Origin of the sequence: Streptomyces sp. NPDC088554 (assembly GCF_044752945.1) — a bacterium.
In the GTDB taxonomy this organism is placed as follows: domain Bacteria; phylum Actinomycetota; class Actinomycetes; order Streptomycetales; family Streptomycetaceae; genus Streptomyces.
On the sequence record NZ_JBIVMF010000035.1, the window covers coordinates 23,955 to 48,186 of the forward strand.

The 24,232-nt window shown below is 68.5% G+C and carries 19 protein-coding genes; 7 read left to right on the forward strand and 12 right to left on the reverse strand.

Annotated elements, in window-relative coordinates:
- Nucleotides 1–57: 57 nt before the first annotated feature.
- From argS to ACIP8W_RS28770, 3 genes are all read left to right on the forward strand, one after another.
- The gene (gene argS / locus ACIP8W_RS28760) at nucleotides 58–1,818 is read left to right on the forward strand and encodes an arginine--tRNA ligase (RefSeq protein WP_402205297.1); all 1,761 of its coding nucleotides are present in this window, start codon (nucleotides 58–60) and stop codon (nucleotides 1,816–1,818) included.
- A 19-nt stretch (nucleotides 1,819–1,837) separates the two neighbouring features.
- Nucleotides 1,838–2,653 (forward strand): alpha/beta fold hydrolase, encoded by an 816-nt coding sequence (locus ACIP8W_RS28765; protein WP_402205299.1) that lies wholly within the window; start codon nucleotides 1,838–1,840, stop codon nucleotides 2,651–2,653.
- A gap of 267 nt (nucleotides 2,654–2,920) precedes the next feature.
- The gene (locus tag ACIP8W_RS28770) at nucleotides 2,921–4,135 is read left to right on the forward strand and encodes a methyltransferase domain-containing protein (protein WP_402205300.1); all 1,215 of its coding nucleotides are present in this window, start codon (nucleotides 2,921–2,923) and stop codon (nucleotides 4,133–4,135) included.
- Here ACIP8W_RS28770 and ACIP8W_RS28775 read toward each other — a convergent pair.
- Entirely contained in the window at nucleotides 4,083–4,538 is a 456-nt protein-coding gene (locus ACIP8W_RS28775; protein ID WP_401952064.1) for an ATP-binding protein, read from the reverse strand. The two genes, ACIP8W_RS28770 and ACIP8W_RS28775, sit on opposite strands and share 53 nt — an antisense overlap.
- Before the next feature lie 112 nt (nucleotides 4,539–4,650).
- Here ACIP8W_RS28775 and ACIP8W_RS28780 point away from each other — a divergent pair, with 112 nt between their 5' ends.
- Both ACIP8W_RS28780 and ACIP8W_RS28785 read left to right on the forward strand, forming a co-directional pair.
- A complete protein-coding gene (locus tag ACIP8W_RS28780) occupies nucleotides 4,651–5,478 on the forward strand; it encodes a Scr1 family TA system antitoxin-like transcriptional regulator (protein ID WP_402205302.1) in 828 nt (275 codons plus the stop codon).
- Complete coding sequence (locus tag ACIP8W_RS28785; protein WP_402205304.1) at nucleotides 5,475–5,714, forward strand: DUF397 domain-containing protein; 240 nt, start codon at nucleotides 5,475–5,477, stop codon at nucleotides 5,712–5,714. The genes ACIP8W_RS28780 and ACIP8W_RS28785 overlap by 4 nt, the downstream gene beginning before the upstream one ends.
- Before the next feature lie 42 nt (nucleotides 5,715–5,756).
- Here the strand turns inward: ACIP8W_RS28785 and ACIP8W_RS28790 are convergent, their stop codons facing one another.
- From ACIP8W_RS28790 to ACIP8W_RS28840, 11 genes are all read right to left on the reverse strand, one after another.
- On the reverse strand, nucleotides 5,757–8,999 hold the full coding sequence (locus ACIP8W_RS28790) for a type I restriction endonuclease subunit R (RefSeq protein ID WP_402205306.1): 3,243 nt from the start codon (nucleotides 8,997–8,999) through the stop codon (nucleotides 5,757–5,759).
- Nucleotides 8,996–10,240 carry a restriction endonuclease subunit S gene (locus tag ACIP8W_RS28795; RefSeq protein WP_402205308.1) on the reverse strand — a complete coding sequence of 415 codons (1,245 nt, stop codon included), beginning with the start codon at nucleotides 10,238–10,240 and terminating at the stop codon, nucleotides 8,996–8,998. The genes ACIP8W_RS28790 and ACIP8W_RS28795 overlap by 4 nt, the downstream gene beginning before the upstream one ends.
- Nucleotides 10,240–11,853: a type I restriction-modification system subunit M gene (locus ACIP8W_RS28800; protein ID WP_402205310.1), complete on the reverse strand. Its 1,614-nt coding sequence runs from the start codon at nucleotides 11,851–11,853 to the stop codon at nucleotides 10,240–10,242. Before ACIP8W_RS28800 ends, ACIP8W_RS28795 begins: the two co-directional genes overlap by 1 nt.
- Before the next feature lie 61 nt (nucleotides 11,854–11,914).
- Entirely contained in the window at nucleotides 11,915–14,038 is a 2,124-nt protein-coding gene (locus ACIP8W_RS28805) for an N-6 DNA methylase (RefSeq protein ID WP_402205328.1), read from the reverse strand.
- The gene (locus tag ACIP8W_RS28810) at nucleotides 14,038–14,715 is read right to left on the reverse strand and encodes a hypothetical protein (RefSeq protein ID WP_402152831.1); all 678 of its coding nucleotides are present in this window, start codon (nucleotides 14,713–14,715) and stop codon (nucleotides 14,038–14,040) included. The genes ACIP8W_RS28805 and ACIP8W_RS28810 overlap by 1 nt, the downstream gene beginning before the upstream one ends.
- A gap of 399 nt (nucleotides 14,716–15,114) precedes the next feature.
- Complete coding sequence (hemB, locus tag ACIP8W_RS28815) at nucleotides 15,115–16,104, reverse strand: porphobilinogen synthase (protein ID WP_402205312.1); 990 nt, start codon at nucleotides 16,102–16,104, stop codon at nucleotides 15,115–15,117.
- Nucleotides 16,105–16,334: 230 nt separating this feature from the next.
- The gene (locus ACIP8W_RS28820) at nucleotides 16,335–17,993 is read right to left on the reverse strand and encodes a uroporphyrinogen-III synthase (protein WP_401952075.1); all 1,659 of its coding nucleotides are present in this window, start codon (nucleotides 17,991–17,993) and stop codon (nucleotides 16,335–16,337) included.
- Nucleotides 17,990–18,985 carry a hydroxymethylbilane synthase gene (gene hemC, locus ACIP8W_RS28825; RefSeq protein WP_401952077.1) on the reverse strand — a complete coding sequence of 332 codons (996 nt, stop codon included), beginning with the start codon at nucleotides 18,983–18,985 and terminating at the stop codon, nucleotides 17,990–17,992. The genes ACIP8W_RS28820 and hemC overlap by 4 nt, the downstream gene beginning before the upstream one ends.
- Nucleotides 18,982–20,337, reverse strand: coding sequence for a glutamyl-tRNA reductase (locus tag ACIP8W_RS28830; RefSeq protein ID WP_402205315.1), 1,356 nt, complete (start codon nucleotides 20,335–20,337; stop codon nucleotides 18,982–18,984). Before ACIP8W_RS28830 ends, hemC begins: the two co-directional genes overlap by 4 nt.
- Nucleotides 20,334–21,113, reverse strand: coding sequence for a redox-sensing transcriptional repressor Rex (locus ACIP8W_RS28835; RefSeq protein WP_401952083.1), 780 nt, complete (start codon nucleotides 21,111–21,113; stop codon nucleotides 20,334–20,336). Before ACIP8W_RS28835 ends, ACIP8W_RS28830 begins: the two co-directional genes overlap by 4 nt.
- Before the next feature lie 366 nt (nucleotides 21,114–21,479).
- Nucleotides 21,480–21,758 carry a glutaredoxin family protein gene (locus tag ACIP8W_RS28840; protein ID WP_402205317.1) on the reverse strand — a complete coding sequence of 93 codons (279 nt, stop codon included), beginning with the start codon at nucleotides 21,756–21,758 and terminating at the stop codon, nucleotides 21,480–21,482.
- A 158-nt stretch (nucleotides 21,759–21,916) separates the two neighbouring features.
- Here ACIP8W_RS28840 and ACIP8W_RS28845 point away from each other — a divergent pair, with 158 nt between their 5' ends.
- Both ACIP8W_RS28845 and ACIP8W_RS28850 read left to right on the forward strand, forming a co-directional pair.
- The gene (locus ACIP8W_RS28845) at nucleotides 21,917–22,900 is read left to right on the forward strand and encodes an HAD family hydrolase (protein WP_401952088.1); all 984 of its coding nucleotides are present in this window, start codon (nucleotides 21,917–21,919) and stop codon (nucleotides 22,898–22,900) included.
- Nucleotides 22,901–23,273: 373 nt separating this feature from the next.
- Nucleotides 23,274–24,068, forward strand: coding sequence for an ECF subfamily RNA polymerase sigma factor, BldN family (locus ACIP8W_RS28850; RefSeq protein ID WP_401952091.1), 795 nt, complete (start codon nucleotides 23,274–23,276; stop codon nucleotides 24,066–24,068).
- The last annotated feature ends 164 nt before the right edge of the window (nucleotides 24,069–24,232 follow it).

Here is a 24,232-nt window from a genome sequence, read left to right on the forward strand (position 1 = left end):
ACTGAGGGAGTTTCCCGTTTGGCAAAAACCCCACCTCAACAGGAACGGCACCAGCCCATGGCCTCGGTCACTTCCCTCGCTTCGACCGTCGATCAGCGCATCGCGGACGCCCTCTCGGCTGCTCTGCCGGAGGCCGGTTCCGCCAATCCGCTGCTCCGCCGAAGCGACCGGGCCGATTTCCAGGCCAATGGACTCCTGGCGCTCGCGAAGAAGCTGAAGGGCAACCCGCGCGAGCTGGCGGCCCAGGTCGTCGCCACGCTCCCCGCCGGTGACGTGATCAAGGAGGTCGAGGTCTCCGGGCCCGGCTTCCTCAACATCACGGTCACGGACCGGGCGATCATCGAGACCCTCGCGGCCCGTGCGGCCGACACCCGGCTCGGCGTCCCCTTCGAGCCGAACCCGGGCACGACGGTCATCGACTACGCCCAGCCGAACGTCGCCAAGGAGATGCACGTCGGCCATCTGCGGTCGGCGGTGATCGGCGCGGCGATGGTCGAGATCCTGGAGTTCACGGGCGAGAAGGTCATCAGGCGCCATCACATCGGCGACTGGGGCACCCAGTTCGGCATGCTCATCCAGTATCTGATCGAGCACCCGCACGAGCTGGACCACAAGGGCGCCGCAGCCTCCGGCGAGGAGGCGATGTCCTCCCTCAACCGCCTCTACAAGGCCTCGCGGGCGCTCTTCGACTCCGACGAGGAGTTCAAGGCGCGGGCGCGGGACCGGGTGGTGGCCCTCCAGGCGGGCGAGCCCGAGACCCTCGCGCTCTGGCAGCGGTTCGTGGACGAGTCGAAGATCTACTTCTACTCGGTCTTCGACCAGCTGGACATGGAGATCCGCGACCCCGACGTCGTGGGCGAGTCCGGCTACAACGACATGCTGGAGGAGACCTGCCGGATCCTGGAGGAGACGGGCGTCGCCGTCCGCTCCGAGGGCGCGCTCTGTGTCTTCTTCGACGACGTCAAGGGCCCGGACGGCAACCCGGTCCCGCTGATCGTCAAGAAGACCAACGGCGGCTACGGATACGCGGCGACGGACCTCTCCGCCATCCGCGACCGGGTGCGCAACCTCGACGCGTCGACGCTGGTGTACGTGGTCGACGCGCGCCAGTCGCTGCACTTCAAGATGGTCTTCGAGACCGCCAGGCGGGCCGGCTGGCTCAGCGACGAGGTCCGCGCGGTCCAGCTCGCGTTCGGCACGGTGCTCGGCAAGGACGGCAAGCCGTTCAAGACCCGTGAGGGCGAGACCGTACGGCTGGTGGACCTGCTGGATGAGGCCGTCGAGCGGGCCACCGCGGTCGTCCGGGAGAAGGCGCGCGACCTCGGCGAGGAGGAGATCGCCGAGCGCGGCAAGCAGGTGGGCATCGGCGCGGTGAAGTACGCCGACCTGTCGACGTCCGCCGCCCGGGACTACAAGTTCGACCTGGACCAGATGGTGTCGCTGAACGGCGACACGTCGGTATACATCCAGTACGCGTACGCCCGTATCCAGTCGATCCTGCGCAAGGCGGGCGACACCACCGCCACCGCCCACCCGGAGCTGGAGCTGGCCCCGGCCGAGCGGGCGCTCGGGCTGCACATCGACCAGTTCGGCGAGGTCCTGGCCGAGGTGGCGGCGGCGTACGAACCGCACAAGCTGACCGCGTACCTCTACCAACTGGCGTCGCTCTACACGACGTTCTACGACCAGTGCCACGTGCTCAGCGACGAAAACCCTCCGGCCCTGGTGGAGAACCGCCTCTTCCTCTGCGCCCTCACGGCCCGCACGCTCCAGCAGGGGCTGGCGCTGCTGGGGATCAGGTCTCCCGAGCGGCTGTGAGCCGTGCTTGGATGACGCGATGGACTCCCTTCATGACACATCCGTCGCGCCCGTACAGCTCCCGTTCCTGAAGTGGGGCCCGCCGGACGCAGACCGGCGGGCCCTGCTGCTGCACGGTCTGACCTCGTCGGGAGCCTGCTGGTGGCAGGTGGCCGACGCGCTGGCCGGGGCGGGCTGGTCCGTCACCGCACCCGATCTGCGCGGCCATGGCCACGCGCCGCGGACCCGGCGCTACGACATCGCGGGGTTCGCCGCCGACGTACTGCCGCTCACGCCCGCTTCGACCGCCGGCCTCGGCGGCTCCGATGGTTCCGGCGGCTCCGATGGCTGGGACCTGGTCGTCGGGCACTCCCTCGGGGGCGCCGTCGCGACGGCGGCCGTGACCGCCGAGCCCGGCTGGGCGAAGCGCCTGCTGCTGGTGGACCCGGCGCTCAGCATCACCGGCGAGCTGAACGAAGCCATCGTCCAGGCCATGATCGCCGGGCTGAACGCCACCCCCGAGGCACTGCGCGAGAACAACCCGGCCTGGCACCCGGAGGACGTCACGCTGAAGCTCGCGGCAGCCAGGCTGACCAGCCCGTACGTCGTGGACAGCATCCTGCGGCAGAACATCCCCTGGTCGTACGAGAAGGCCCTGACCGCCTACGCCGGCACCGTCACCGTCCTCGCCGCCGACCCGGGCCGCGGCCCCGCCTTCACCGCGGACGAGGCCCGCCGCGTCCAGAGCGGCAAGCCGGACTTCGTCTGGTCGGTGGTCGAGGGCGCGGGCCACTCCGTCCACCGGGACAACCCGCAGGCCGTCATCGCCGCCGCGCTCGCCGAGCCACAGCCGTAACAGCACCCGTGGAGGCCACCACGCTCCACGGCCTCCGCGCCCCCACTGCGTCCCCACTGCGTCCCCCTGTGCTTCTTGCGCCCCCTCCCTCTCGCCAACTCTCTTCGGCTACCTTCCTGTCACAGAAAGTAACGCTTCGCAGCGGAGGAAAGGTGATCCGATGAGCGGCAGCCACAGCGGCAAACCCGACACGGCCGAGAGCGACGGACACAAACCCAACAAACCCATCCCTCCGGCCGATCCGAAACGTCCCGAGACGCCGAAGAGGTGAGCGAGGAAAGCTCCCCGGCCGCCCTCGCCCGGCAATTGACCCGAGGAGGACACCTCGCGCCCGCGTGGCGCGAGGCGTTCACCCAGGTCGACCGCAAGCGGTTCATCCCCGACCGCGTCTGGATCCAGGGCGAGGACGGCTACCACCCGCTCGACCGCGTCACCGACCCCGACCGCTGGCACAGGCTCGCCTACGAGGACCGGGCCCTGGTCACCCGGGTCGAGGACGACGGCGTCGATACGGCGGCGCTCGTCCCCTCCAGTTCGGCGAGCATGCCGCGCGTCGTGGCCACCATGCTCGACGCGCTCACCGTGGCCGACGGCATGCGCGTACTGGAGGTCGGCACCGGCACCGGCTACAACGCCGCCCTGCTCTCCGAACGGCTCGGCGACCAGCAGGTGGTCTCCGTCGAGGTGGATCCCCGCACCGCCGACACCGCGCGGGCCACGCTGAAGAACGCGGGCCACTCCCCCACGGTCATCACCGGCGACGGCGGCCTCGGCTGTCCCGCGCACGCGCCGTACGAGCGCACCATCGTCACCTACGCCCTCCACAGCGTCCCGTACGCCCTGGTGGAACAGACCGCACCCGGCGGGGTGATCGTGCTGCCGTGGGGAACCGGCCTGTACAACGGCGTCCTCCTGCGCCTCACCACGGGCGAGGACGGCACGGCGACCGGACCCGTCATCGGCGACTCCGCCTTCATGTGGAACAGGTACGAGACCCCGCGCCGGGACGTCATGGCCACCGTCCAGAACCGGGGCCGGAGCCAGGACCAGGGCCAGAACCAGGGCCAGGGCCAGGACCAGGGCCAGAACCAGGCCGACCGGGCCCCGACCACAGCCCCGGCCACAGCCACGCGCACCGGCCTCGACCCACGGCTCGTCTTCGGCGACGAGGACGCCACGTTCACCGCCGGCGTCCTGGTCCCCGACTGCCGTTACAGCGTCGGCCACGGCCCCGGCGGCGAGTTCACCCTCTGGCTCGCCGACCACACCACCGGCTCCTGGGCGAGCGTCGACTACCGCCCCAATGCCTCCTCCGCAGACCATCCGCTCCGGCAGTACGGCCCCCGCGCCCTCTGGAGCGAGGTGGAGGCCGCGTACGACTGGTGGCGGAACGCCGGATCACCGGAGCGCACCCGCTTCGGCCTCACGGTCACCCCTGTCGGCCAACACCTCTGGCTGGACACACCCGACCGTCCGCTCTGACGTCGAACTCGCACCACACGATCTTGCCGGGATCCCGCTCGCCGACACCCCACATGTCGGCGAGCGCCTCCACCAGCAGCAACCCACGCCCCGACTCCTCGTCGGCCTCGCCGCCCGGCCCGCTCACCCGGGGCTGCCCGCCCCCGCTGTCATGCACCTCGACCCGCAGCGGCCCGTCCTCGCACCACCACAGCCGCAGCAGAAACCCGCGCCCGGGCGGAACGCCGTGGACGAGCGCGTTGGTGGTCAACTCGCTGACACAGAGCAGTACATCGTCCAACCGCGCGCCGAGGCCCCATTCCTCCACGGCGGCGCGGACGAACTCCCTGGCAGCGGGGACGGACTGACGCTCACGCCGGTAGAAACGCTCGCGCAGGAGATGGTGTTGCATCGTCTCGTTCACGAGACGATTGTCACTGTGGGTGACTATGGTGGTGCAGTGCGTGGACCCGTACATCAAAACTGTACGGGCGGCCTCGCGTGACGTACGGGTAAGGAAGGGGAGTTGGACAGGCATGCACCCCAGAAAACGGCCGCGCAAGAACGCGTCGGCGATGAAGCTCGTAGGCAAGCTGGTGGCCCGGTTCCGCGAAGCGGCGGGGCTCACCCAGCGCGAACTGGCCGAGCGGGTGAGCACGCACGAGGAGACGATCGCCTCCATCGAGCAGGGCAGAAGGCCACTCAAACCGGACATGGCGCACGTGCTGGACCAGCTGCTGGACACGAAAGGGGCGCTGGAGACGGCGGTGGAGAACATGCCGGAGGTCGACCTGATCCCGGCGTGGGCGGAGCAGTACATGGACCTGGAGAGCGAGGCGATCGCGCTGTCGTGGTTCGAGAACCAGGTGCTGCCGGGGCTGCTCCAGACGAAGAACTACGCGCGGGAAGTCTTCCGCAGCAAGGTACCCGTCCTCAGCGAAGAAGAGATCAACTCACAGGTCAGCGCCCGCATGGAACGCCAGGAGATCCTGCGCCGAAGTGTGCCTCCGATGGCCAGCTTCATCATCTCCGAGGCCATCCTCCTCGACCGTCTCGGTGGCGACGAAGTACACAAGGAGACCCTCCGCCATCTCCGTACCTGCGCCGACCTCCCGGGCATCGCCCTCCAGGTCATGCCACTCGGCCGCCAGTCCCATGCCGGGTTGAACGGTCCCTTCATCCTTCTGGAAACACCGGACCACCAGCACCTCGGATACACCGAGACTCAACGCGGCAGCCAGATCGTCTCCGACCCGGACGAGGTGAGTATCCTCGCCCAGAAATATGCGATGCTGCGGACGCAGGCCCTCAACTCCGAGGACACCAAGGACCTGTTGGACCGGCTGCTAAGAGGAGAGCAATGAGCGCACTTGAGTGGTTCAAGTCCAGCTACAGCGGCGACGAAGGCGGCGCCTGCCTCGAAGTCGCCTACGTCTGGCGCAAGTCCAGCTACAGCGGCAGCGAAGGCGGCGAGTGCGTAGAGATCGCCGCCCACCCCGCCGCCGTCCACATCCGGGACTCCAAGATCCCCGGCGGCCCGATACTGACCCTCGCCCCCACCACCTGGGCCGCCTTCACCGGACACGTCACCACTCGCTGACCGGTCCCGGCCCACGGCAGTGACGCGCGGAGGCAAGGCAGCTCAGGCCAGCGCCTCCGCCATGTCCTCCGCCTGCTTCAGTACGCGCTCGATCGCGGCGTACTGCCGGTCGGGCGGATAGCCGTACTTACGGAGCAGCCGGAGCACCCGGGCCATGATCCGGTCCCGGGCCTGCTCCTTGACCTTCCAGTCGACGGTCACGTCCGTCCTGATCTGCTCGTACAGCTCGTGCGCGATCTTGGCGAGGAGGCTGTCCTCCATCTCCTCCGCAGCCGACGTATCGGCCGCGAGCGCGTCGTAGAAGGCGAGTTCGTCCTCCGAGAGCCCCAGCTCCTTCGCCCGTCCACGGTCGGCCGACACTTCCTTGGCCAGCTCGACCAGCACCTTCATGAACTCGGCCGCTGTGAGGAGCCCGTTGGTGTAGCGGTTCATGGCGGCCTTCATCTTCTCGGTGAAGATGCCCTGACGGGTGAGGTTTCGCGGATGGGCGTCCTTGATCTCCTTCATCAGCAGACGGCGCAGCGCCTCGATGGCGAGGTTCGGATGCGGGCCGGTCCGGAGATCACGCAGCACGGACTCGTCCAGGTGCGACAGGTCGGGCTTGGTCAGGCCGGCCGCGTCATAGATGTCGACGACTCCGTCGGCCGCCACGACGGACGCGTTGAGCTGTTCGATCAGCAGCTGGACATCGGCGGCCGTGGCCAGCCCCTGGTCTTCCCTCTCCTGTGCGGTGAGCTTCTCGCGCGACGTACGCACCGCCTCGAAGAAGCGGATGTCAGGCAGCAGATCCTGCACACGAGAGTCGGTCGGGCAGAGCGAGAACGCATTGCGCAACAGGTTCGCGTGATGCATGAACCGCTGCTTCCGCGTCGCCTTCCCAGGCGGCAACTCCCGCTCGGGAATGCTCAGATACTCCAGCACACCGGTCAGAGCCTCCCGGTAGGCGCTCGGCCTTCCCGTGTCCCGGGTCGCCCGCCAGGCACAGCCGCCGAGCACCTCGACGATGGCCTGATGGCTCTCCCGTACCAGCTGGACGGCTCCCTTGAGGTCAGCCCCGAGCATCGGGTTCTTCTGTTCCTCCGGGGAGTACTCGGCAAGGGCTTCCTTGATCTGCCGTATCACCCCCTGGAAGTCGACGACCAGCCCTGAGGGCTTACCCGGCCAGGTGCGGTTGACGCGGGCGATGGCCTGCATGAGCGCGGTGCCCTGCATCCGCTTGTCCAGGTAGAGGGTGTGCAGGGGCGGGGCGTCGAAGCCGGTCAGCCAGAGCGACTGGACGATGACGAGTTCCAGTTCGTCGTCCGCGTCGACCATCCGCTTCTGAATCGGCTTCAGCTGGGTGGACGTCCTGATGTAGTCGGAGACCTCCGGGCCGTCCTTGGCCGGGTTTCCGGTGAAGACCACCCGGATACGGCCGCTGGTGTCCGTGAGCAGCCCGGTCTTGGCGTCCCGTTCCCCGGCCCAGTCCGGCCGACGGCGTACGACCTCCTCGAAGAGCCGCGCGGCGATGAACCGGGACGCGCAGACCACCATGCCCTTGCCCCGGTGCCCAGTGAGTTTGAACATCTCCTCGCTCCGCGCGTCCCAGTGCGCGAGCAGTTCCCCGGCCAGTTCCCTGATCCGCTCCGGGGCGCCGATGAGGTTCTCGTACTTCCCGAACTGCGTACGGGCCTTACGCTTCTCCTCCTCCGACAGGCCCTCGATCACCCCCTCCGCCCGGGCGTTCAGCTCGTCGAGATCCGCGTCGGGCAGCAGGTCCACCTTGACGAGATGCGGCTCGTAGAAGACGGGGAGGGTCGCGCCGTCGTCCACGGCCTGAGTCAGGTCATAGGTGTGGATGTTGTCGCCGAACACCCCCCAGGTGCTGCCGATCCGGCCCTTGATGGGCGTGCCGGTGAACGCGATGAAGGTGGCGTTGGGCAGCGCGTCGCGCAGATTGCGGGCGTAGCCGTCGATGAAGTCGTAGTGGCTGCGGTGTGCCTCGTCCACCACCACGATGATGTCCCGGCGGGGTGAGATCAGCGGGTGCCGTGCCCCCGCCTCCCGTTCCTCGACGGTGAGCCGGAACTTCTGGAGCGTGGTGAAGATGACCCCGCCGTTGCTCGTGGGGCTGGTGAGCAACTGCCGCAACTGCCCGGTGTCCTCGGCCTTGACCGGAGCGCCGGTGATCACCCGCTCCAGGCTGCGGCTGGCGACGAAGGTGCCATAGAGCTGATCGTCGAGGTCGATACGGTCGGTGAGGAGCACGAACGTCGGGTTGGACAGCTCGTCGGTGCGGGCAGCCTTCCCCACGTAGAAGAGCATCTCCTCACTCTTCCCGGCGCCTTGCGTATGCCACACCACGCCCGCTCGGCCATCGGTGGCCACGGCGGATTCGGTGGCGCGTACGGCTTCGTTGACGGCGAGGTACTGGTGTGCCTTGGCGAGCTTCACCGTGTTGACCGCGCCGACGTTCTCCGCCGAGTACGACAGGAAGTTCCCGACCAGGTCGAGGAAGTGCCCCGGCTCGAACGCGCCGTACACCATCCGTTCCAGCGCCCGCCCGTCCTCGCGCTCGTGCTTGCGCAGCAGCTGGCCGTGCTCGTCAGCGTGCCAGGGTGCCATGTGCTGCCAGGGGGTGAAGGGGGTGCCGAGGCGGGCGGTTATCCCGTCGGTGGCGAGCGCCATAAGGAACGTCGCGAACGTCCCCGTCTCCTTCAGCTCCCGCCGGTAGCCCTGGATCTGGTCGTAGGCGGTACGCGCGTCGTCCTGGCTGTCGGCCTTCTTCAGCTCGATGACGGCGAGCGGCAGGCCGTTGACGTACAGGACGATGTCGAAGACGAACGTCCGGCCCTTGATGCTGCGCACCCTGACCTGCTCGGCGGCGACCAGATCATTGGCACCCGGCTCCCGGAAGTCCACCGGCTGGATCCGGGCGTGCCGCTCCTCGCCGGTGGCCGGGTCGGTGTACGGCACGGTGACGCCGTAGACGAGCCGCTCGTAGAACCGGTGGTTCTCACGGAGATCGTTCCGGGTGAGCCGCTCCAGCAGTTGGCGGATGGCGTCGTCGATGACCTGTGCGTCGTGCTGGGGATAGCGGCTGCTGATGGCCTTGCGCAGACGCGGATAGAGGACCAGATCCTCCCAGTCCGTACGCACGCCTTTCGACGGCCCCAGCTCCGGCCCGGGGATGTGCTGCCACCCGTACTCGGCGAGCATCCCGAGGGTGTGGAGTTCGAGTTCCTTCTCGGTGAGTTTGTCTATGGGCGGCTCAGCAAGTGGGTGGTTGCTCGGGGCGTCGGTCATACGGCCTCTTCTACGGTACGGACGGCGTCCTTGACGCGGAGCTTCCCGGAGATGAGCAGGGGGAGGAGGGTGTCGCGGAGTTCGGCTAGTGAATCGGACTCCGCATCCAGGGACTTCATCATCCGGAACGACGAGTCACATTGAGTTCTCAATTCCTCAAGCAGTTCCAGCTTGGGACGGTTCATCAAAAATCTAACCACCCGATCCACCTGGCAACGCTGACGCCCAGATGATCCCGTCATGCTTGCGATTGCGTGCGCACGAAAACGTGGACTACGCGCCAACAAGTACGAGAAATGCTCGGGAATACCAGCCCGAGACCTCATGACGATAAACTCGGTAGAACCGAACCCAATTTCACCCGACTTCATGAAGTCAACAAAAGCGGTCTTCCCGTTCTCCAAACAGGGAGTGATACGAGCCATAACCGTGTCACCATTCACGAACCGCGCCCCTCCACTGGGGGATCTCACCCCCCAACGAGTCACCCGAGCCGACACAGTCGGAAGCGCCGCCATGTCAACGTAGACCGCCTCGCTCACATGCGGCTTCGGAACCTTGGGATTGAACTCGATCAGCTCTTCGACCATCACCGAATCAGCGGAGGACACCACTTCGCGATCGAGGCCGCACTGCGCGAATCTGGACTGCAACAGATCTTCAACAGTGACGATAATTCGCCTATTTGCAGCGATTTTATCGTCAAGTGCGCCGAGCACTTCGACAATGGCCTGTTGCTCTCCACGCGACGGACAAGGCACCTTCAATCCACGAATACTGGTCAATGGCGTAGCAATTCCCGGCACGCCAACAGTCGACACATGCGCCAAAATACTTCTCTGCCCCTGATGCGACTGGAACCAGTAGTAATAGAATTCGGGAATCGAAAGAGACTCATCCAATCGACACTTGACCTGACTTGAACCGATCACATAACGCGAATATCTAGGGTTTCTTGGAATCATAGAAACTTGCCCAATAGTTCCTCGGTGAGTAAAAATCAGATCACCGGGCTCAACGTTGGCAGATTTAAGATCATCAGCCTTCTCTGGAGAGATGTAGACAAAATCATCGTCCAAGAAGATCCCTCCGGACAAATTTCCGCCGCGCACCACAGGGATTCCAGATTTAATATAGTTCTCCTTAGTAATTTTTGACCCGAACGGCCCCATCGAGAACGCCGACCGATCCGAAGAAGCCAACTCACCGAAGACGGTTTCACGCCACGTCGAAAAGCTCATCACACCCTCCCCAACTGATCGTCCACAACCTTCGCCAACCGCTCCGACTCCGCGAACTGCTCCCGCAGCAGCCCCGTGAGCCGCGCGATCTTCGCCTCCACCGGCTCCGCGTCCGGGTCGACGACCGCCTCGGCCGTACCCACGTACCGCCCCGGCGTCAGAACGAAGTCGTGCTCGGCGATGACGTCGAGCGGCGCGCTCGCACAGAAGCCCGGCACGTCCTCGTACGCACCGGCCCCCTCCTTGCCACGCCAAGCCCGCACCGTGTCGCCGATCCGTCCGACGATCTCCTCCTCCGTCAGCACCTTCAGCGTGCGGTTCTCCATGACGCCCAGCTCCCGCGCGTCGATAAACAGCACCTCGCCCCGGCGCCCCCGTACCCAGTCCGAGTGCCGGCCCTTGCCCTCCGCCAGGAACCACAGGCACGCCGGGATCTGCGTGGACCGGAACAACTGGCCCGGGAGCGCGATCATGCAGGCGACCAGGTCGTCCTCGACCATCGCGCGCCGGATCTCGCCCTCGCCGGACTGCTTGCTGCTCATCGAGCCGTTGGCCAGCACCACACCCGCGCGCCCGCTCGGCGCGAGTTTGCTGATCATGTGCTGGAGCCAGGCGTAGTTCGCGTTGCCGACCGGCGGGGTGCCGTACATCCAGCGCTTGTCCATGCCCAGCAACTCCCCGCCCCAGTCGGAGATGTTGAAGGGCGGGTTGGCCATCACCACGTCGGCCTTCAGCTCGGGGTGCTGGTCGTTGCGGAACGTATCAGCGGGCTCGTCCCCCAGCTGCGCCTCCACACCGTGGATGGCGAGGTTCATATGGGCCAACCGCCAGGTGGTCAGGTTGAGTTCCTGGCCGTACACCGCGACATTGAGCGGGTTGCCACCGTGCGACTCGATGAACTTCTCCGCCTGGACGAACATGCCGCCGGAACCGCACGCCGGGTCGTACACCCGCTCGCCCTGTTCCGGCTCCAGGATCTCCACCAGCAGCTTCACCACGCTCGCGGGTGTGAAGTACTCGCCACCCTTGCGGCCCTCCTGAAGCGCGAACTGGCCGAGGAAGTACTCGTACACCTCGCCCATCAGGTCCCGCGCGCCCTTGCGCCTGCCGTCGTCGCCCAACTGCTCCTGGAAGACAAGCCGGTTGAGCAGCCTGACCAGTTCGGCGAGGAGTTGGTCGTCCACCCGACCGCTGCTGTAGATCTTCGGCAGGGTCTGCTTCAGCGCGGGGTTGAACTTCTCGATCGCGCGCATCGCCCCGTCGATGGCCTCCCCCACGCTCTCGCCGTCCACCGACCCCTTTGCTCGCTCCAGGATGCTCTCCCATCGCGCGGTCGGCGGTACGTAGAAGATGCCCGCGCCCGTGTACTCGCGGCGTTCCTCCAGTGTGGCGAGGAGGTCGGCCTCCTTCCAGCCGCCCTCCTCGCGCAGCTCGCTCTCCAGCTGCTGCCGCTTCTCGGCCATCGCCGCCGAGACGTACTTGAGGAAGACGAGGCCCAGCACGAAGTGCTTGTACTCGGCGGCGTCCAGGCTGCCACGCAGCTTGTCGGCGGACTTCCAGAGGATGGACTTCATGTCCTCGGGTTCGGTCGCCTTCTTCTTCCGTGGCGGCACGGGGCCTCGCCTCTCTCGTCGTTCTCGTTGTTCGGTCTTCGTGCTACGGACTTCGTACGGGTCAGGCAGCAGGGCCGGGGGGCCGTCGCCGCAGGGCAAGCGCCCCGTCCGCGACACCCGCCGCCAGCCGGTCGGCCAGTGTGTCGAGGGCGTCGAGCTGACGGCGTACCTCGGTCCTGTGGCGGTCGGCCTCGGCCAGCACCGCCTCCAGTTCCTCGATCTCCTCGGGTGGCAGCTCGGGCAGATCCATGTCCCGCAGGCTCACCCTCGGAACCAGCGACCCGCTCACGCGCCCCTGGTTCCGAGGCGCGGAGAGGAGCTGGGCGAGCGGGTGCGGCCGTATCCACAGGCTCTCCGGCCGCACAGGCTCCCCCTTCGCCAGCGCCGTCAGATACTTCCGGTACGCGGCGATCCGCAGCCCCTGTACCGGCGCCAGCAGCACGCATCCCCCCGCGTCGTCCACCCGTGTTCGTACCCCGTGCTCGGTGAACAGGAAGACATCGCCGCGCTCGGTCGTCACCGCCTGCGGATACTGGGCCAGATCCTCCAGATCGATCCGCCGCCGCCCCACCGGCAGGGCGCCGAGCATCTCCTCCCGGCCGATGACCACCAGCCCGGTGTCCCCGATGTCGGACTCCCGGATGCGATGGCCGGGCAGGTGCTTCAACTGCCCGGCCTTGATGTGCTCGCCCACCTTCCGGTGCCGCAGCCCACCAGCCCGCTTACCCACACCGAGATCGCCGATCCACTTCTTCAGCTGCGGCAGCACGGCGAACGCCTCGCGGCGGGCGTCGCCGACCGCCTCGAAGTGGTCCAGCCCCTTCTCCGGAGGGGCGAGCCGGTGCGCGGGCAGCACCGAGCGCCCGTCGAGGAGGGCGTCGGCACGTGGCCCCGACGCCGCCACCGGTACGTACCCGGCTTCCTCCGCCACCGGCGGCCGTCCGCCGCGCAGCAGTTCGGTGACGTACGCGATCCACGCGCCGCCCACCCGCCGCGCGATCCGGTCCGCGTCGACCAGCAGCACACGCCCCTTGTCCTCCGGGGCTGGATCGCACCGCAGAACGAGCAGCGCGTGTTCCGCTCCCGTACGGAACGGATGGATCCGGCGTGGCAGCTGCACGATCGCCGACACCGCGTCCTGCGCCAGCAACTCCTCCCGCATGCGTACGGCTGCGGTGACGACGGTGGTCCGTGGCCGGGTCAGGGTCCAGGACGGTACGACGACATATCCGCGCCCGCCGGGCCTCAGACGCCGTACGGCTTCGAGCGCCCAGCTCAGCGGCCCGTCCTCGTCACGGTCGCGTTCCCCGGAGGCGTACGGCGGATCGGCGAGAACGATGTCGGCCGAGGGAAACCCCCAGGGAGCGTCGGACGCGGCCCCCCCCTGTTCCGAAGGCCGAAGGGTGTCCAGCTCCTCCGGGTGCGCGCAGAGGTCCACCCCTGTGCTTTCGTACGCGAAGAGCCGGTACAGCAGAAGCGTGCGCCGTAGCAGATCAGGCTCCACGGCCACCATCTCCGTGCGGCCCGAGATGTCATCAAGGGCGAACAACAACTCGCCCAGACCCGCGCAGAGGTTGATCACCGAGGGCTGGCCGGGACCCGCCATGACCGAACCGGCCAGGGAACCGATCAGTTCCGCCAGGACCGGTGGTGTCGTATCCATGGCCAGGTCGGACTCCAGACGCTCGGCAAGTTTGAGTACCTCATCGGCTGCCCCTGGCGCCCCCCGTTCGCCGACCAAGTCACGTGCTGCCTGCACTACCCGCGGGTCCGCACCACGGATGTCCTCGCGCAACTCATCAGGCAGGAGTTCCGGTACCCAGTTGTCTCCCTCACCCGCCATCGCGATGGTCGCCATGGCTCCCCTGATCAGCCGCCCCGCGGACTCGCCCTCGTGCTTGAGAGCGACCAGCCGCCGCATCCTCAAAGCCTGGCGGAACCGGTCTCCGTACGTCTCCGGCCGACCGTTCTCGTCGTACTTACCGTCCGGTACCGGCCGCGCGTCGAGCCATTCGGCGATCGCCTCGGCGTCGAACAGCGGCTTGCTCTCGGTGCCTCCGACCGGCCTCGGGAAGGAGGCATGCCTGCGACGCCAGTTACTGACCGTCGGCCGGCCGACCTCGGCGAGTTCCTTGATCTCGCCCAGCGTCACCCGGTCCGGTCGCCGTTCCCCCTTCTCCTCCATCACAGCCTGATCTCCTCCTCTCCGGAAAGCACCCTCGCCCTGCGCGCCAGAACCTGCGGAACCTGGCTGTACTTGTCGTGCAGCGCGGCCATCTCCGGAGAGAGATAGCTCATCAGAGTGACAACGGCCCTGAAGTCTTCGTCCAGACGGCGACGGTGGCAGATCCGCTCATGGTGAGCTATGCGGTTGCGCAGCAGACGGACAGTTTCGAACCGCTCCTGAAGCGGCGCCCGTCGTCCGGTATAGCCACGGAAACAGTGGCGCAGCGCCGGGCTCCAGAACTGGAACTCATAGTTGTGGCTCCTGCCGAGCAGCCCGACCCAGAAGCCGAACATCAGCTTCGCGACCATGTCGTCCGGCCCGAAGTCGTCTCCGTACCGACCGTGCAGGGACTCCTCGGCGCTGCGGACCTGGTCTTCGCTCGCGTAACTGAGCCGGACCCGGGGAGAGTTCCACCAGTCCTCCCGCCCGTACCGGCCGACAAGCTGCCGGTGGAGCCGGTTACGTAAGCTCACCTCAAGATCACGGAGGGAACCCTGGAACGCCCGGGAGATCTCACCGTCCCAGGCGTAGAGCCGCAGAGCCGCAGCCTGGTCCCCCTCGCAGTCGTCTACGTACGGCTGGAACCGCGCAGCCGAGATCGCCTCGACCAGGATCTTCGTCTCGTCCCCCGCCATCACTGCCGCCTTTTCCGTCGTGCACGAGCGTGTTACGCTTCGCGTCGTAAGCCTTGGAGTCCTGTCACTGCGACAATCACACAGCCCGGGGCACAGCTTGAAAGATCGCTCCCGTGTCCGCCCGCCCGATTCAGGCGGACACGGGAGCACCTTCGTTCAGCGGCTTGGTCTTCACGAAGCGCGCCCAGCTTCTTCGGCTGATTCAGACTCTAGTAGAAGCAGATCTTTTAGCGCAAGGATAGATCCTGAGAAGCACCCTTCTCGGATACCAAGGCGATAGAACGCCTATTTGAAAACTCTGGGCCTCCTCCACAAACACACGCCCCGCCTGCACGCCGCAAGGGGCGGAGCCGACGGGGCGCCATGTCCACATGTGATGAGGGATTATTATTCACAAGGTCACAAAGTCTGCGCGACCTCGGTCGCCCAGTACGTCAGGATCATGTTGGCGCCCGCGCGCTTGATGCCCGTCAGCGTCTCCAGGATCGCCGCGTCCCGGTCGATCCAGCCCTTCTCCGCCGCCGCCTCGACCATCGCGTACTCACCGGAGATCTGGTACGCCGCGACCGGCACGTCCGTCTCGGCGGCGATCCGCGCCAGCACGTCCAGGTACGGCAGCGCGGGCTTCACCATGACCATGTCGGCGCCCTCTTCGAGGTCGAGCGCCAGCTCGCGCAGGGACTCGCGGACGTTGGCCGGGTCCTGCTGATAGGTCTTGCGGTCGCCCTTGAGCGAGGAGCCGACGGCCTCCCGGAAGGGCCCGTAGAACGCCGAGGAGTATTTCGCGGTGTACGCGAGGATCGACACGTCCTCCCGGCCGATGGTGTCGAGCGCGTCCCGGACGACCCCGATCTGGCCGTCCATCATGCCGCTGGGGCCCACCACATGGGCGCCCGCGTCGGCCTGGACCTGGGCCATCTCGGCGTACCGCTCCAGGGTCGCGTCGTTGTCGACCCGTCCCTCCGCGTCGAGCACACCGCAGTGGCCGTGATCGGTGAACTCGTCGAGGCACAGGTCGGACATGACGACCAGCTCGTCGCCCACCTCGGCCCGCACCGCGCGCAGCGCGACCTGGAGGATGCCGTCCGGGTCGGTGCCCGCCGTGCCCGCCGCGTCCTTCGCGGACTCCTCGGGGACGCCGAAGAGCATGATCCCGGAGACCCCGGCCCCGGCCGCCTCGACCGCCGCCGCGCGCAGCGTGTCCAGCGTGTGCTGCTGGACCCCGGGCATCGCGGAGATGGGGACGGGCGCGCCGATGCCCTCCCGTACGAACGCGGGGAGGATCAGGTCCGCCGGGTGCAGCCGGGTCTCGGCCACCATCCGCCGTACCACCGGGTTGACCCGCAGCCGCCGGGGGCGCGCGCCGGGGAAGGATCCGTACACAGTCATCGTCTCTCGCCTCTTGGGTGTGCTTCTGCCGGGGCCTGGGTCCCGGCGGACCGCTTTCGACGATAGCCCCGCCCGTCCCGCCGCCTTACCGACACCGAGACCGGTAAGAGCGCGGTGGGAAGAGCGTGGCGGCAGGAGCACGGCGGGACCACCGGCGAAGCCGCGTAAACGGCCGTGCGGCCCGGTCACCGAAGTGGCCGGACCGCACGGTCGTCAATATGTACAGCGGCTCAGGTCGTACGCCGTCTGCGGCTGCCGGGACGGCGCTCGCTCGGGCGAGTGACCGTTTCACCGGCCTCCTTCGCCACTTCCCTGCGCTGCGATCCGAACGCGGCCAGCGCCTCCGCCAGCTTGTGCACGGACGGCTCCGGTGCCAGGACATCGACCCGCAGCCCGTGCTCCTCGGCGGTCTTCGCCGTGGCGGGGCCGATGCACGCGATCACCGTCACGTTGTGCGGCTTGCCCGCGATCCCGACGAGGTTCCGCACGGTCGAGGAGGAGGTGAAGAGCACGGCGTCGAAGCCGCCCCCCTTGATCGCCTCCCGGGTGTCGGCCGGCGGCGGCGAGGCGCGCACGGTGCGGTACGCGGTGACGTCGTCGACCTCCCAGCCCAGCTCGATCAGGCCCGCCACCAGCGTCTCGGTGGCGATGTCGGCGCGCGGCAGGAACACCCGGTCGATCGGGTCGAAGACCGGGTCGTACGGCGGCCAGTCCTCCAGCAGCCCGGCCGCGGACTGCTCCCCCGACGGTACGAGATCGGGCTTCACGCCGAAGTCGACCAGGGAGGCGGCGGTCTGCTCGCCCACCGCGGCGACCTTGATCCCGGCGAAGGCGCGCGCGTCGAGCCCGTACTCCTCGAACTTCTCCCGCACCGCCTTCACCGCGTTGACCGAGGTGAACGCGATCCACTCGTAGCGTCCGGTGACCAGGCCCTTGACCGCGCGCTCCATCTGCTGGGGCGTGCGCGGCGGCTCGACCGCGATGGTCGGGACCTCGTGCGGGACCGCGCCGTACGACCTGAGCTGGTCGGAGAGCGACGCGGCCTGCTCCTTGGTGCGCGGGACGAGGACCTTCCAGCCGAAGAGCGGCTTGGACTCGAACCACGCGAGCTGGTCGCGCTGGGCGGCGGCGCTGCGCTCACCGACCACGGCTATGACGGGCCGGTGTCCCTCCGGGGAGGGCAGCACCTTGGTCTGCTTGAAGATCTGCGCCAGGGTGCCGAGCGTGGCGTTCCAGGTGCGCTGCCGGGTGGTCGTACCGGCGACGGTGACCGTCATCGGGGTGTCCGGCTTGCGGCCCGCGGCCACCAGCTCACCGGCGGCCGCGCCGATCGTCTCCAGGGTCGCGGAGACGACGACCGTGCCGTCGCTGGCGCCGACCTCGGCCCAGCACCGCTCACCGGCGGTCCTGGCGTCGACGATACGGATGTCCGTGCCCTGGGCGTCGCGCAGCGGCACTCCGGCGTACGCCGGTACACCGACCGCGGCGGCGACGCCGGGGACGACCTCGAAGGGGATGCCGGCGGTGGCGCAGGCGAGCATCTCCGTACCCGCGTCACAGTCCAGCCCGGGGTCGCCCATGACAGCACGGACCACCCGCCTGCCGCCGCGCGCGGCCTCCATGACAATATTGGCCGCATCCCGGATCGCGGGGATCCCGGCGGCTGCTGACACATCGTCAACAACCGTCAGCGCAGGGGTGCTCACTCCCGCCCTGGCGTGGCCGCGTACGACTTCGAGCACATCAGGCTCGGCGATCAGTACATCCGCCCTCGCGAGCGCCTCGACGGCGCGTAGTGTCAGCAGACCCGGATCTCCGGGTCCGGCACCTAGGAAGGTGACGTACCCCGATGCGGAGCAGGCCGGAAGGTCAGAGGTGGTGGGGCTCAAAGTGCTCGCTCCCCCATAAGACCGGCCGCACCCTTGGCGAGCATCTCGGACGCGAGTTCGCGCCCGAGCGCGGACGCGTCACTGTGCGACGTGGGTACGGGACCAGTGGTGGACAGCTGCACCAGCGTCGAGCCGTCGGTCGTGCCGACGACGCCGCGCAGGCGCATTTCGGTGACAACCTGTCCGTCGGCCAGCAGGTCGGCCAACGCACCCACAGGTGCGCTGCAACCGGCCTCCAGGGCGGCGAGCAGGGAACGCTCGGCGGTCACGGCGACCCGGGTGTACGGGTCGTCGAGCTCCGCGAGCACAGCGGCGAGGTCCACGTTGACCGCGGCGCACTCGACAGCGAGGGCCCCCTGGCCGGGGGCGGGCAGCACGGTGTCGACCGACAGGAAGTCGGTCACCTCGTCCGTCCTGCCAATGCGGTGCAGCCCGGCGGCGGCGAGCACGACGGCGTCGAGCTCCCCACTGTGGACATAGCCGATCCGGGTGTCGATGTTCCCCCGGATCGGTACGGTTTCGATGGTCAGCCCGTGGCTGCGTGCGTACGCGTTGAGCAGGGCCGTCCGGCGCGGCGAGCCGGTGCCGACGCGGGCTCCGGCGGGCAGCTGCTCGAAGGTCAGCCCGTCGCGGGCGACCAGCGCGTCGCGCGGGTCCTCCCGGCGCGGCACGGCGGCCAGCGTCAGCCCGTCGTGCGGGGCGGTCGGCAGGTCCTTGAGCGAGTGCACGGCGAAGTCGACCCCGCCGTCCAGCAGCGCGTCGCGCAGCGCGGAGGCGAAGACGCCGGTGCCGCCGATCTGCGCGAGGTGCTCACGGGAGGTGTCGCCGTACGTGGTGACCTCGACCAGCTCGACGGGCCGGCCGGTCAGCTCACGCACCGCCCCGGCCACCAGCTCCGACTGGGCCATGGCCAGCGCGCTGCGTCTGGTCCCGAGCCTCAAGGCCCGCTCGGGCCTCGAAGCCCGCTCGGGCCTCAGTGCCTTCTCGGTCATACTCGCCCTCTGCCTACACCGTCGGTGTCATTCAGGTCGGCCCGGCTGACGGCGGCGACCGTCTGCGGGTCGAGGTCGAAGAGTTCGCGCAGCGCGTCCGCGTACCCGGCGCCGCCGGGCTCGCTGGCCAGCTGCTTGACCCGCACGGTGGGCGCGTGCAGGAGTTTGTCGACAACGCGGCGCACGGTCCTGGTGACCTCGGCGCGCTGCCTCTCGTCCAGATCCGGGAGCCTGCCTTCGAGGCGCGTGACCTCGCTGCTCACCACTTCGGCGGCCATGGCGCGCAGCGCGACCACGGTCGGCGTGATGTGAGCGGCGCGCTGGGCGGCGCCGAAGGCCGCCACCTCGTCGCAGACGATGGTACGGACCTGATCGACGTCGGCGGCCATGGGCGCGTCGGCGGCGGCTTTCGCCAGCGACTCGATGTCCATGAACCTGACACCGGCGAGGCCGTGCACGGCGGCGTCGATGTCCCGGGGCATGGCGAGGTCGAGCAGCACCAGCGGAGCGGTACGGTCCGGGAGCGCCGCCGCGACCGCGTCGACGGTCAGCACCAGGCCGGTCGCGCCCGTACAGGACACGACGATATCGGCGCGGGCCAGCTCACCGGGGACGGCGGCCATGTCGACGGCGCGGGCGTCCACCCGGGCGGGACCCGGCTGGCTCAGGATCTGTACGAGCCGCTCGGCGCGCGCGGGCGTGCGGTTGGCGACGACGATCTCCCCGGCCCCGGCGCGCGCGAGGGTCGCGGCGGCCAGCGAGGACATCGAGCCCGCGCCGATCACCAGCGCGCGCTTCTCCTTGATCCAGGCTTCGACGGCCCGGCCGGCGGCGAACTGCTCCAGTCCGAAGGTGACGAGCGACTGCCCGGCCCGGTCGATCCCGGTCTCGCTGTGGGCCCGCTTGCCGACCCGCAGCGCCTGCTGGAAGAGGTCGTTGAGCAGCCGTCCGGCGGTGTGCAGCTCCTGGCCGAGGGCGAGCGCGTCCTTGATCTGCCCGAGGATCTGGCCCTCGCCGATGACCATCGAGTCCAGACCGCAGGCCACCGCGAAGAGATGGTGGACGGCCCGGTCCTCGTAGTGCACGTAGAGGTGGGGGGTCAGCTCGTCGAGGCCGACCCCGCTGTGCTGGGCGAGCAGCGTGGACAGCTCGGCGACCCCGGCGTGGAACTTGTCGACGTCGGCGTACAGCTCGATGCGGTTGCAGGTGGCGAGGACCGCGGCCTCGGCCGCGGGCTCCGCGGCGAGCGTGTCCTGCAACAGCTTGGTCTGCGCGTCCCTGGGGAGCGACGCGCGCTCCAGCACGCTCACCGGCGCGCTGCGGTGACTCAGTCCGACGACCAGGAGGCTCATGCCGGCATCACCGCGGGGATGTCCCCGTCGGGGCCCTTCCGGCCGGTGGCCGCGGCGTCCACGGCCGCCGCGCGGTCGGCGGTCTGCGCCAGGGCGGCCTCCGCGGCCGCGCCCTCGCCCGCCTTGCGCTGCTCGTGGAAGGCGAGGATCTGGAGCTCGATGGAGAGGTCGACCTTGCGCACGTCCACGCCGTCGGGCACGGAGAGCACGGTCGGCGCGAAGTTCAGGATCGAGGTCACCCCGGCGGCGACCAGCCGCTCGCAGACCTGCTGGGCGGCGCCCGCCGGGGTCGCGATGACCCCGATCGAGACACCGTTGTCCTCGATGATCTTCTCCAGCTCGTCGGTGTGCTGGACAGGCATCCCGGCGACCGGCTTGCCCGCCATCGCGGGGTCGGCGTCTATCAGCGCGGCGACCCGGAAGCCCCTGGAGGCGAACCCGCCGTAGTTGGCGAGCGCGGCGCCGAGGTTACCGATACCGACGATCACGACCGGCCAGTCCTGCGTCAGACCCAGCTCGCGGGAGATCTGGTAGACGAGGTACTCGACGTCGTAGCCCACGCCTCGGGTCCCGTAGGAGCCCAGGTAGGAGAAGTCCTTGCGCAGCTTCGCCGAGTTGACGCCCGCGGCGGTCGCGAGTTCCTCGGAGGAGACCGTGGGCACGGAACGCTCGGACAGAGCGGTCAGCGCCCGCAGGTACAGCGGAAGCCGGGCGACGGTGGCCTCGGGGATTCCTCGGCTACGGGTCGCCGGTCGGTGAGTTCGGCCAGTTGCCACGGTGCTCCTGCGGGATGAGCGGGGCTGTAGGCGGCCGTGTGTCCCAGGACCGCCCCGTCGAATGCAGGCTATGTCTTTGTGAACGCGTGCACAAAGATAGTGTCCGCTTTGTCCGAGCAAAGTGACCGGGGTCACGCGCTTCGATCCGGCCATCACGGAACCGATGGCCGGTTCAGCCCGTTGCACACACAAAGGGGGCAAAGCCGTACACACTCCTCACGAATACGCCCCCGGGACCGCCTCCCGGGCTCTTCCGGGACCGATCCCGGAACTTCCGGCAGCGGTCCGCGCGCCACAGGCGCGGCGCGGATCATGATCACCGGAGGGAACCCAGCAAAGCGCCCACGATGGTAGCCGCCTTTTCGGTCATCCCCCCAGTTCCCGTCGGAGCCGATCGGGGTCCACCCGCCAGAACGTGTGCTGCTCGCCGTCGATCAGCACCACCGGGATCTGCTCCCAGTACGCGCGGTACAGCTCCTCATCCTTGGAAATGTCCTTTTCCACCCAGGACGCCCCGGTCTCCGCGCACACCGTCTCGACGACGGCGCGCGCGTCGTCACAGAGATGGCATCCCGGCTTGGAGACAAGCGTCACCACGCGCTCGCCGGCCTTCTTCTTCGTCGTACGCCACAACAGAGGACTCATGGGCTCATTCTGCGCCCGGGGCCGCGCTCCGGGCGGCGGGTTGTCCACAGCTCCGCCCGTACAAACGATCACCGCATTAACACATCGGCCGCAGAGACTTCACTCCGCCGCTCCCCCATCCGTCGGAACGTGCCGAACGGACTGGCTATGCTCACGATATGGCCGCACTCGGATGGCTCACACGTCGCAATCGCCCCGCCACGGCACGGAGCGTGCTCGCGGGCGAGGCCGCAGCGGAAGCGGGACTCAAGTCCACGCAGGAAGCCCAGGAAGCCCAGGAAACCCACGCAGCGCGGGGCCCGCAGGGCTCCGGCGCCACGGGCGGGAAGCGCGGCAAGAAGGACGAGGTGCCGGACTTCCCCGTCTTCGGGGACACCCGCGCCGCCGCCTTCTTCGATCTCGACAACACCGTGATGCAGGGCGCCTCGATCTTCCACCTCGGCCGGGGCCTGTACAAGCGGAAGTTCTTCCAACGCCGCGAGCTGGCCCGATTCGCCTGGCAACAGGCCTGGTTCAGGCTGGCGGGCACCGAGGACCCCGAACACATGCAGGACGCCCGCGACAGCGCGCTGTCCATCGTCAAGGGGCACCGTGTCTCCGAGCTGATGTCCATCGGCGAGGAGATCTACGACGAGTACATGGCCGACCGCATCTGGCCGGGCACCCGCGCCCTCGCCCAGGCCCACCTGGACGCGGGCCAGCAGGTCTGGCTGGTGACGGCCGCGCCCGTCGAGACCGCCTCGATCATCGCCCGCAGGCTCGGCCTGACCGGCGCCCTGGGCACCGTCGCCGAATCGGTCGACGGCGTCTATACGGGCAAACTCGTCGGCGAACCCCTGCACGGCCCGGCCAAGGCCGAGGCCGTACGGGCCCTGGCCGCCGCCGAGGGCTTCGAGCTGGAGCGCTGCGCCGCGTACAGCGACTCCCACAACGACATCCCGATGCTCTCCCTGGTCGGGCACCCGTACGCGATCAACCCCGACAACAAGCTCCGCAAGCACGCGCGCCGGCTCGAATGGCGGCTGCGCGACTACCGGACCGCCCGCAAGGCCGCCAAGGTCGGCATCCCCGCCGCCGCCGGAGTCGGCGCCATCGCGGGCGGTACGGCCGCCGCCGTGGCCCTGCACCGCCGCCGCCGCTAGAACCGGCCCCCCGGCACACCCACCCCGTCAGCGACGGCCCACGGACCTCACCCGTGGGCCGTACGCACGCGCGCCCGCACACATGACCGGACATTCGTCCGCGGACGGATCCGCCCGCGCTCGCCCCTCTCCCGGGAGCAAGCAGAGAGCAGGCAGATCTTGACGCAATCCGATCAGCAAACGGTCACGATGTGCGACTAGATACGTCGCTTAGACGCCACGGAAGCGACGTAATCGATGATTTGAGCAACTGGGTGTAGCACTGCCTGTACGAAGCGTTATTCTCCTCAGACGCATACCGGACCCACCCGTCGCTACGACGAGTGAATGGTCCCGCACTGCACGTGATGGAAGCTCTGCCTCTGGGAGTCCCGTGTACCCACACGTCGGGGTTGACGCCTCGGGCCTGGCTACGCTGCGCGCAACGGTCCTCGACCACTTGCGCGGCTTCGTCCCCACCGCGTACGCCGTCCCCGCCTTCGCCGCACCGGCCCCTGCCGTGAGCGGCCCTATCGGTCCTTGTTATGCCCTGGCGAACGGCGGTGCGGCGGTCGGCAGACGGGGAAGCCGGAGCAGCACCGGCGCCTCGACCACCGCCCGTCGGCCCACCGCCGACAGCGACAGCGCCCGCATGATGGAACTCGTCGAGCGCGCCCAGGCCGGTGAGGCCGAAGCGTTCGGCCGGCTGTACGACCAGTACAGCGACACCGTCTACCGCTACATCTACTACCGCGTGGGCGGAAAGGCGACCGCGGAGGATCTGACCAGCGAGACGTTCCTGCGCGCTCTGCGCCGGATCTCCACCTTCACCTATCAGGGGCGCGACTTCGGCGCCTGGCTGGTCACCATCGCCCGGAACCTGGTCGCCGACCACTTCAAGTCGAGCCGATTCCGGCTCGAAGTGACCACGGGCGAAATGCTCGATGCCAACGAGGTCGAGCGCAGCCCGGAGGACTCCGTCCTGGAGTCCCTCTCGAACGCGGCGCTCCTCGAAGCCGTACGGAAACTCAACCCCCAGCAGCAGGAGTGCGTCACACTGCGCTTCCTCCAGGGCCTCTCGGTCGCCGAGACCGCCCGGGTCATGGGCAAGAACGAAGGAGCGATCAAGACCTTGCAGTACCGGGCCGTACGCACACTGGCCAGGCTGCTCCCGGAAGACGCCCGCTGACCGGCACCCCCGCCCCGCGCTGCCGCCCACCACCCCCGCACGCCCCTACCCGGCCCGCCTCCGTCGCGGACTCAACTCACAGTCGGTGACGCCTCGATGACGCACTGGTCCGATCATCCTTCGCGCGTAACCCAAGTGCCGCGCCGCTCGTTGTGCGGGATGCA

Bases quoted from the DNA above. Each gene is read 5' to 3' on its own strand.
- ACIP8W_RS28795 (WP_402205308.1), bottom strand. From the start codon at position 10,240: ATGAGCTTTTCGACGTGGCGTGAAACCGTCTTCGGTGAGTTGGCTTCT.
- ACIP8W_RS28845 (WP_401952088.1), top strand. From the start codon at position 21,917: ATGGCCGCACTCGGATGGCTCACACGTCGCAATCGCCCCGCCACGGCA.
- hemC (WP_401952077.1), bottom strand. From the start codon at position 18,985: ATGACCGAGAAGGCACTGAGGCCCGAGCGGGCTTCGAGGCCCGAGCGG.
- ACIP8W_RS28765 (WP_402205299.1), top strand. From the start codon at position 1,838: ATGGACTCCCTTCATGACACATCCGTCGCGCCCGTACAGCTCCCGTTC.
- ACIP8W_RS28805 (WP_402205328.1), bottom strand. From the start codon at position 14,038: ATGGAGGAGAAGGGGGAACGGCGACCGGACCGGGTGACGCTGGGCGAG.
- argS (WP_402205297.1), top strand. From the start codon at position 58: ATGGCCTCGGTCACTTCCCTCGCTTCGACCGTCGATCAGCGCATCGCG.
- ACIP8W_RS28780 (WP_402205302.1), top strand. From the start codon at position 4,651: ATGCACCCCAGAAAACGGCCGCGCAAGAACGCGTCGGCGATGAAGCTC.
- ACIP8W_RS28790 (WP_402205306.1), bottom strand. From the start codon at position 8,999: ATGACCGACGCCCCGAGCAACCACCCACTTGCTGAGCCGCCCATAGAC.
- ACIP8W_RS28785 (WP_402205304.1), top strand. From the start codon at position 5,475: ATGAGCGCACTTGAGTGGTTCAAGTCCAGCTACAGCGGCGACGAAGGC.
- ACIP8W_RS28830 (WP_402205315.1), bottom strand. From the start codon at position 20,337: ATGAGCCTCCTGGTCGTCGGACTGAGTCACCGCAGCGCGCCGGTGAGC.
- ACIP8W_RS28810 (WP_402152831.1), bottom strand. From the start codon at position 14,715: ATGGCGGGGGACGAGACGAAGATCCTGGTCGAGGCGATCTCGGCTGCG.
- hemB (WP_402205312.1), bottom strand. From the start codon at position 16,104: ATGACTGTGTACGGATCCTTCCCCGGCGCGCGCCCCCGGCGGCTGCGG.
- ACIP8W_RS28840 (WP_402205317.1), bottom strand. From the start codon at position 21,758: ATGAGTCCTCTGTTGTGGCGTACGACGAAGAAGAAGGCCGGCGAGCGC.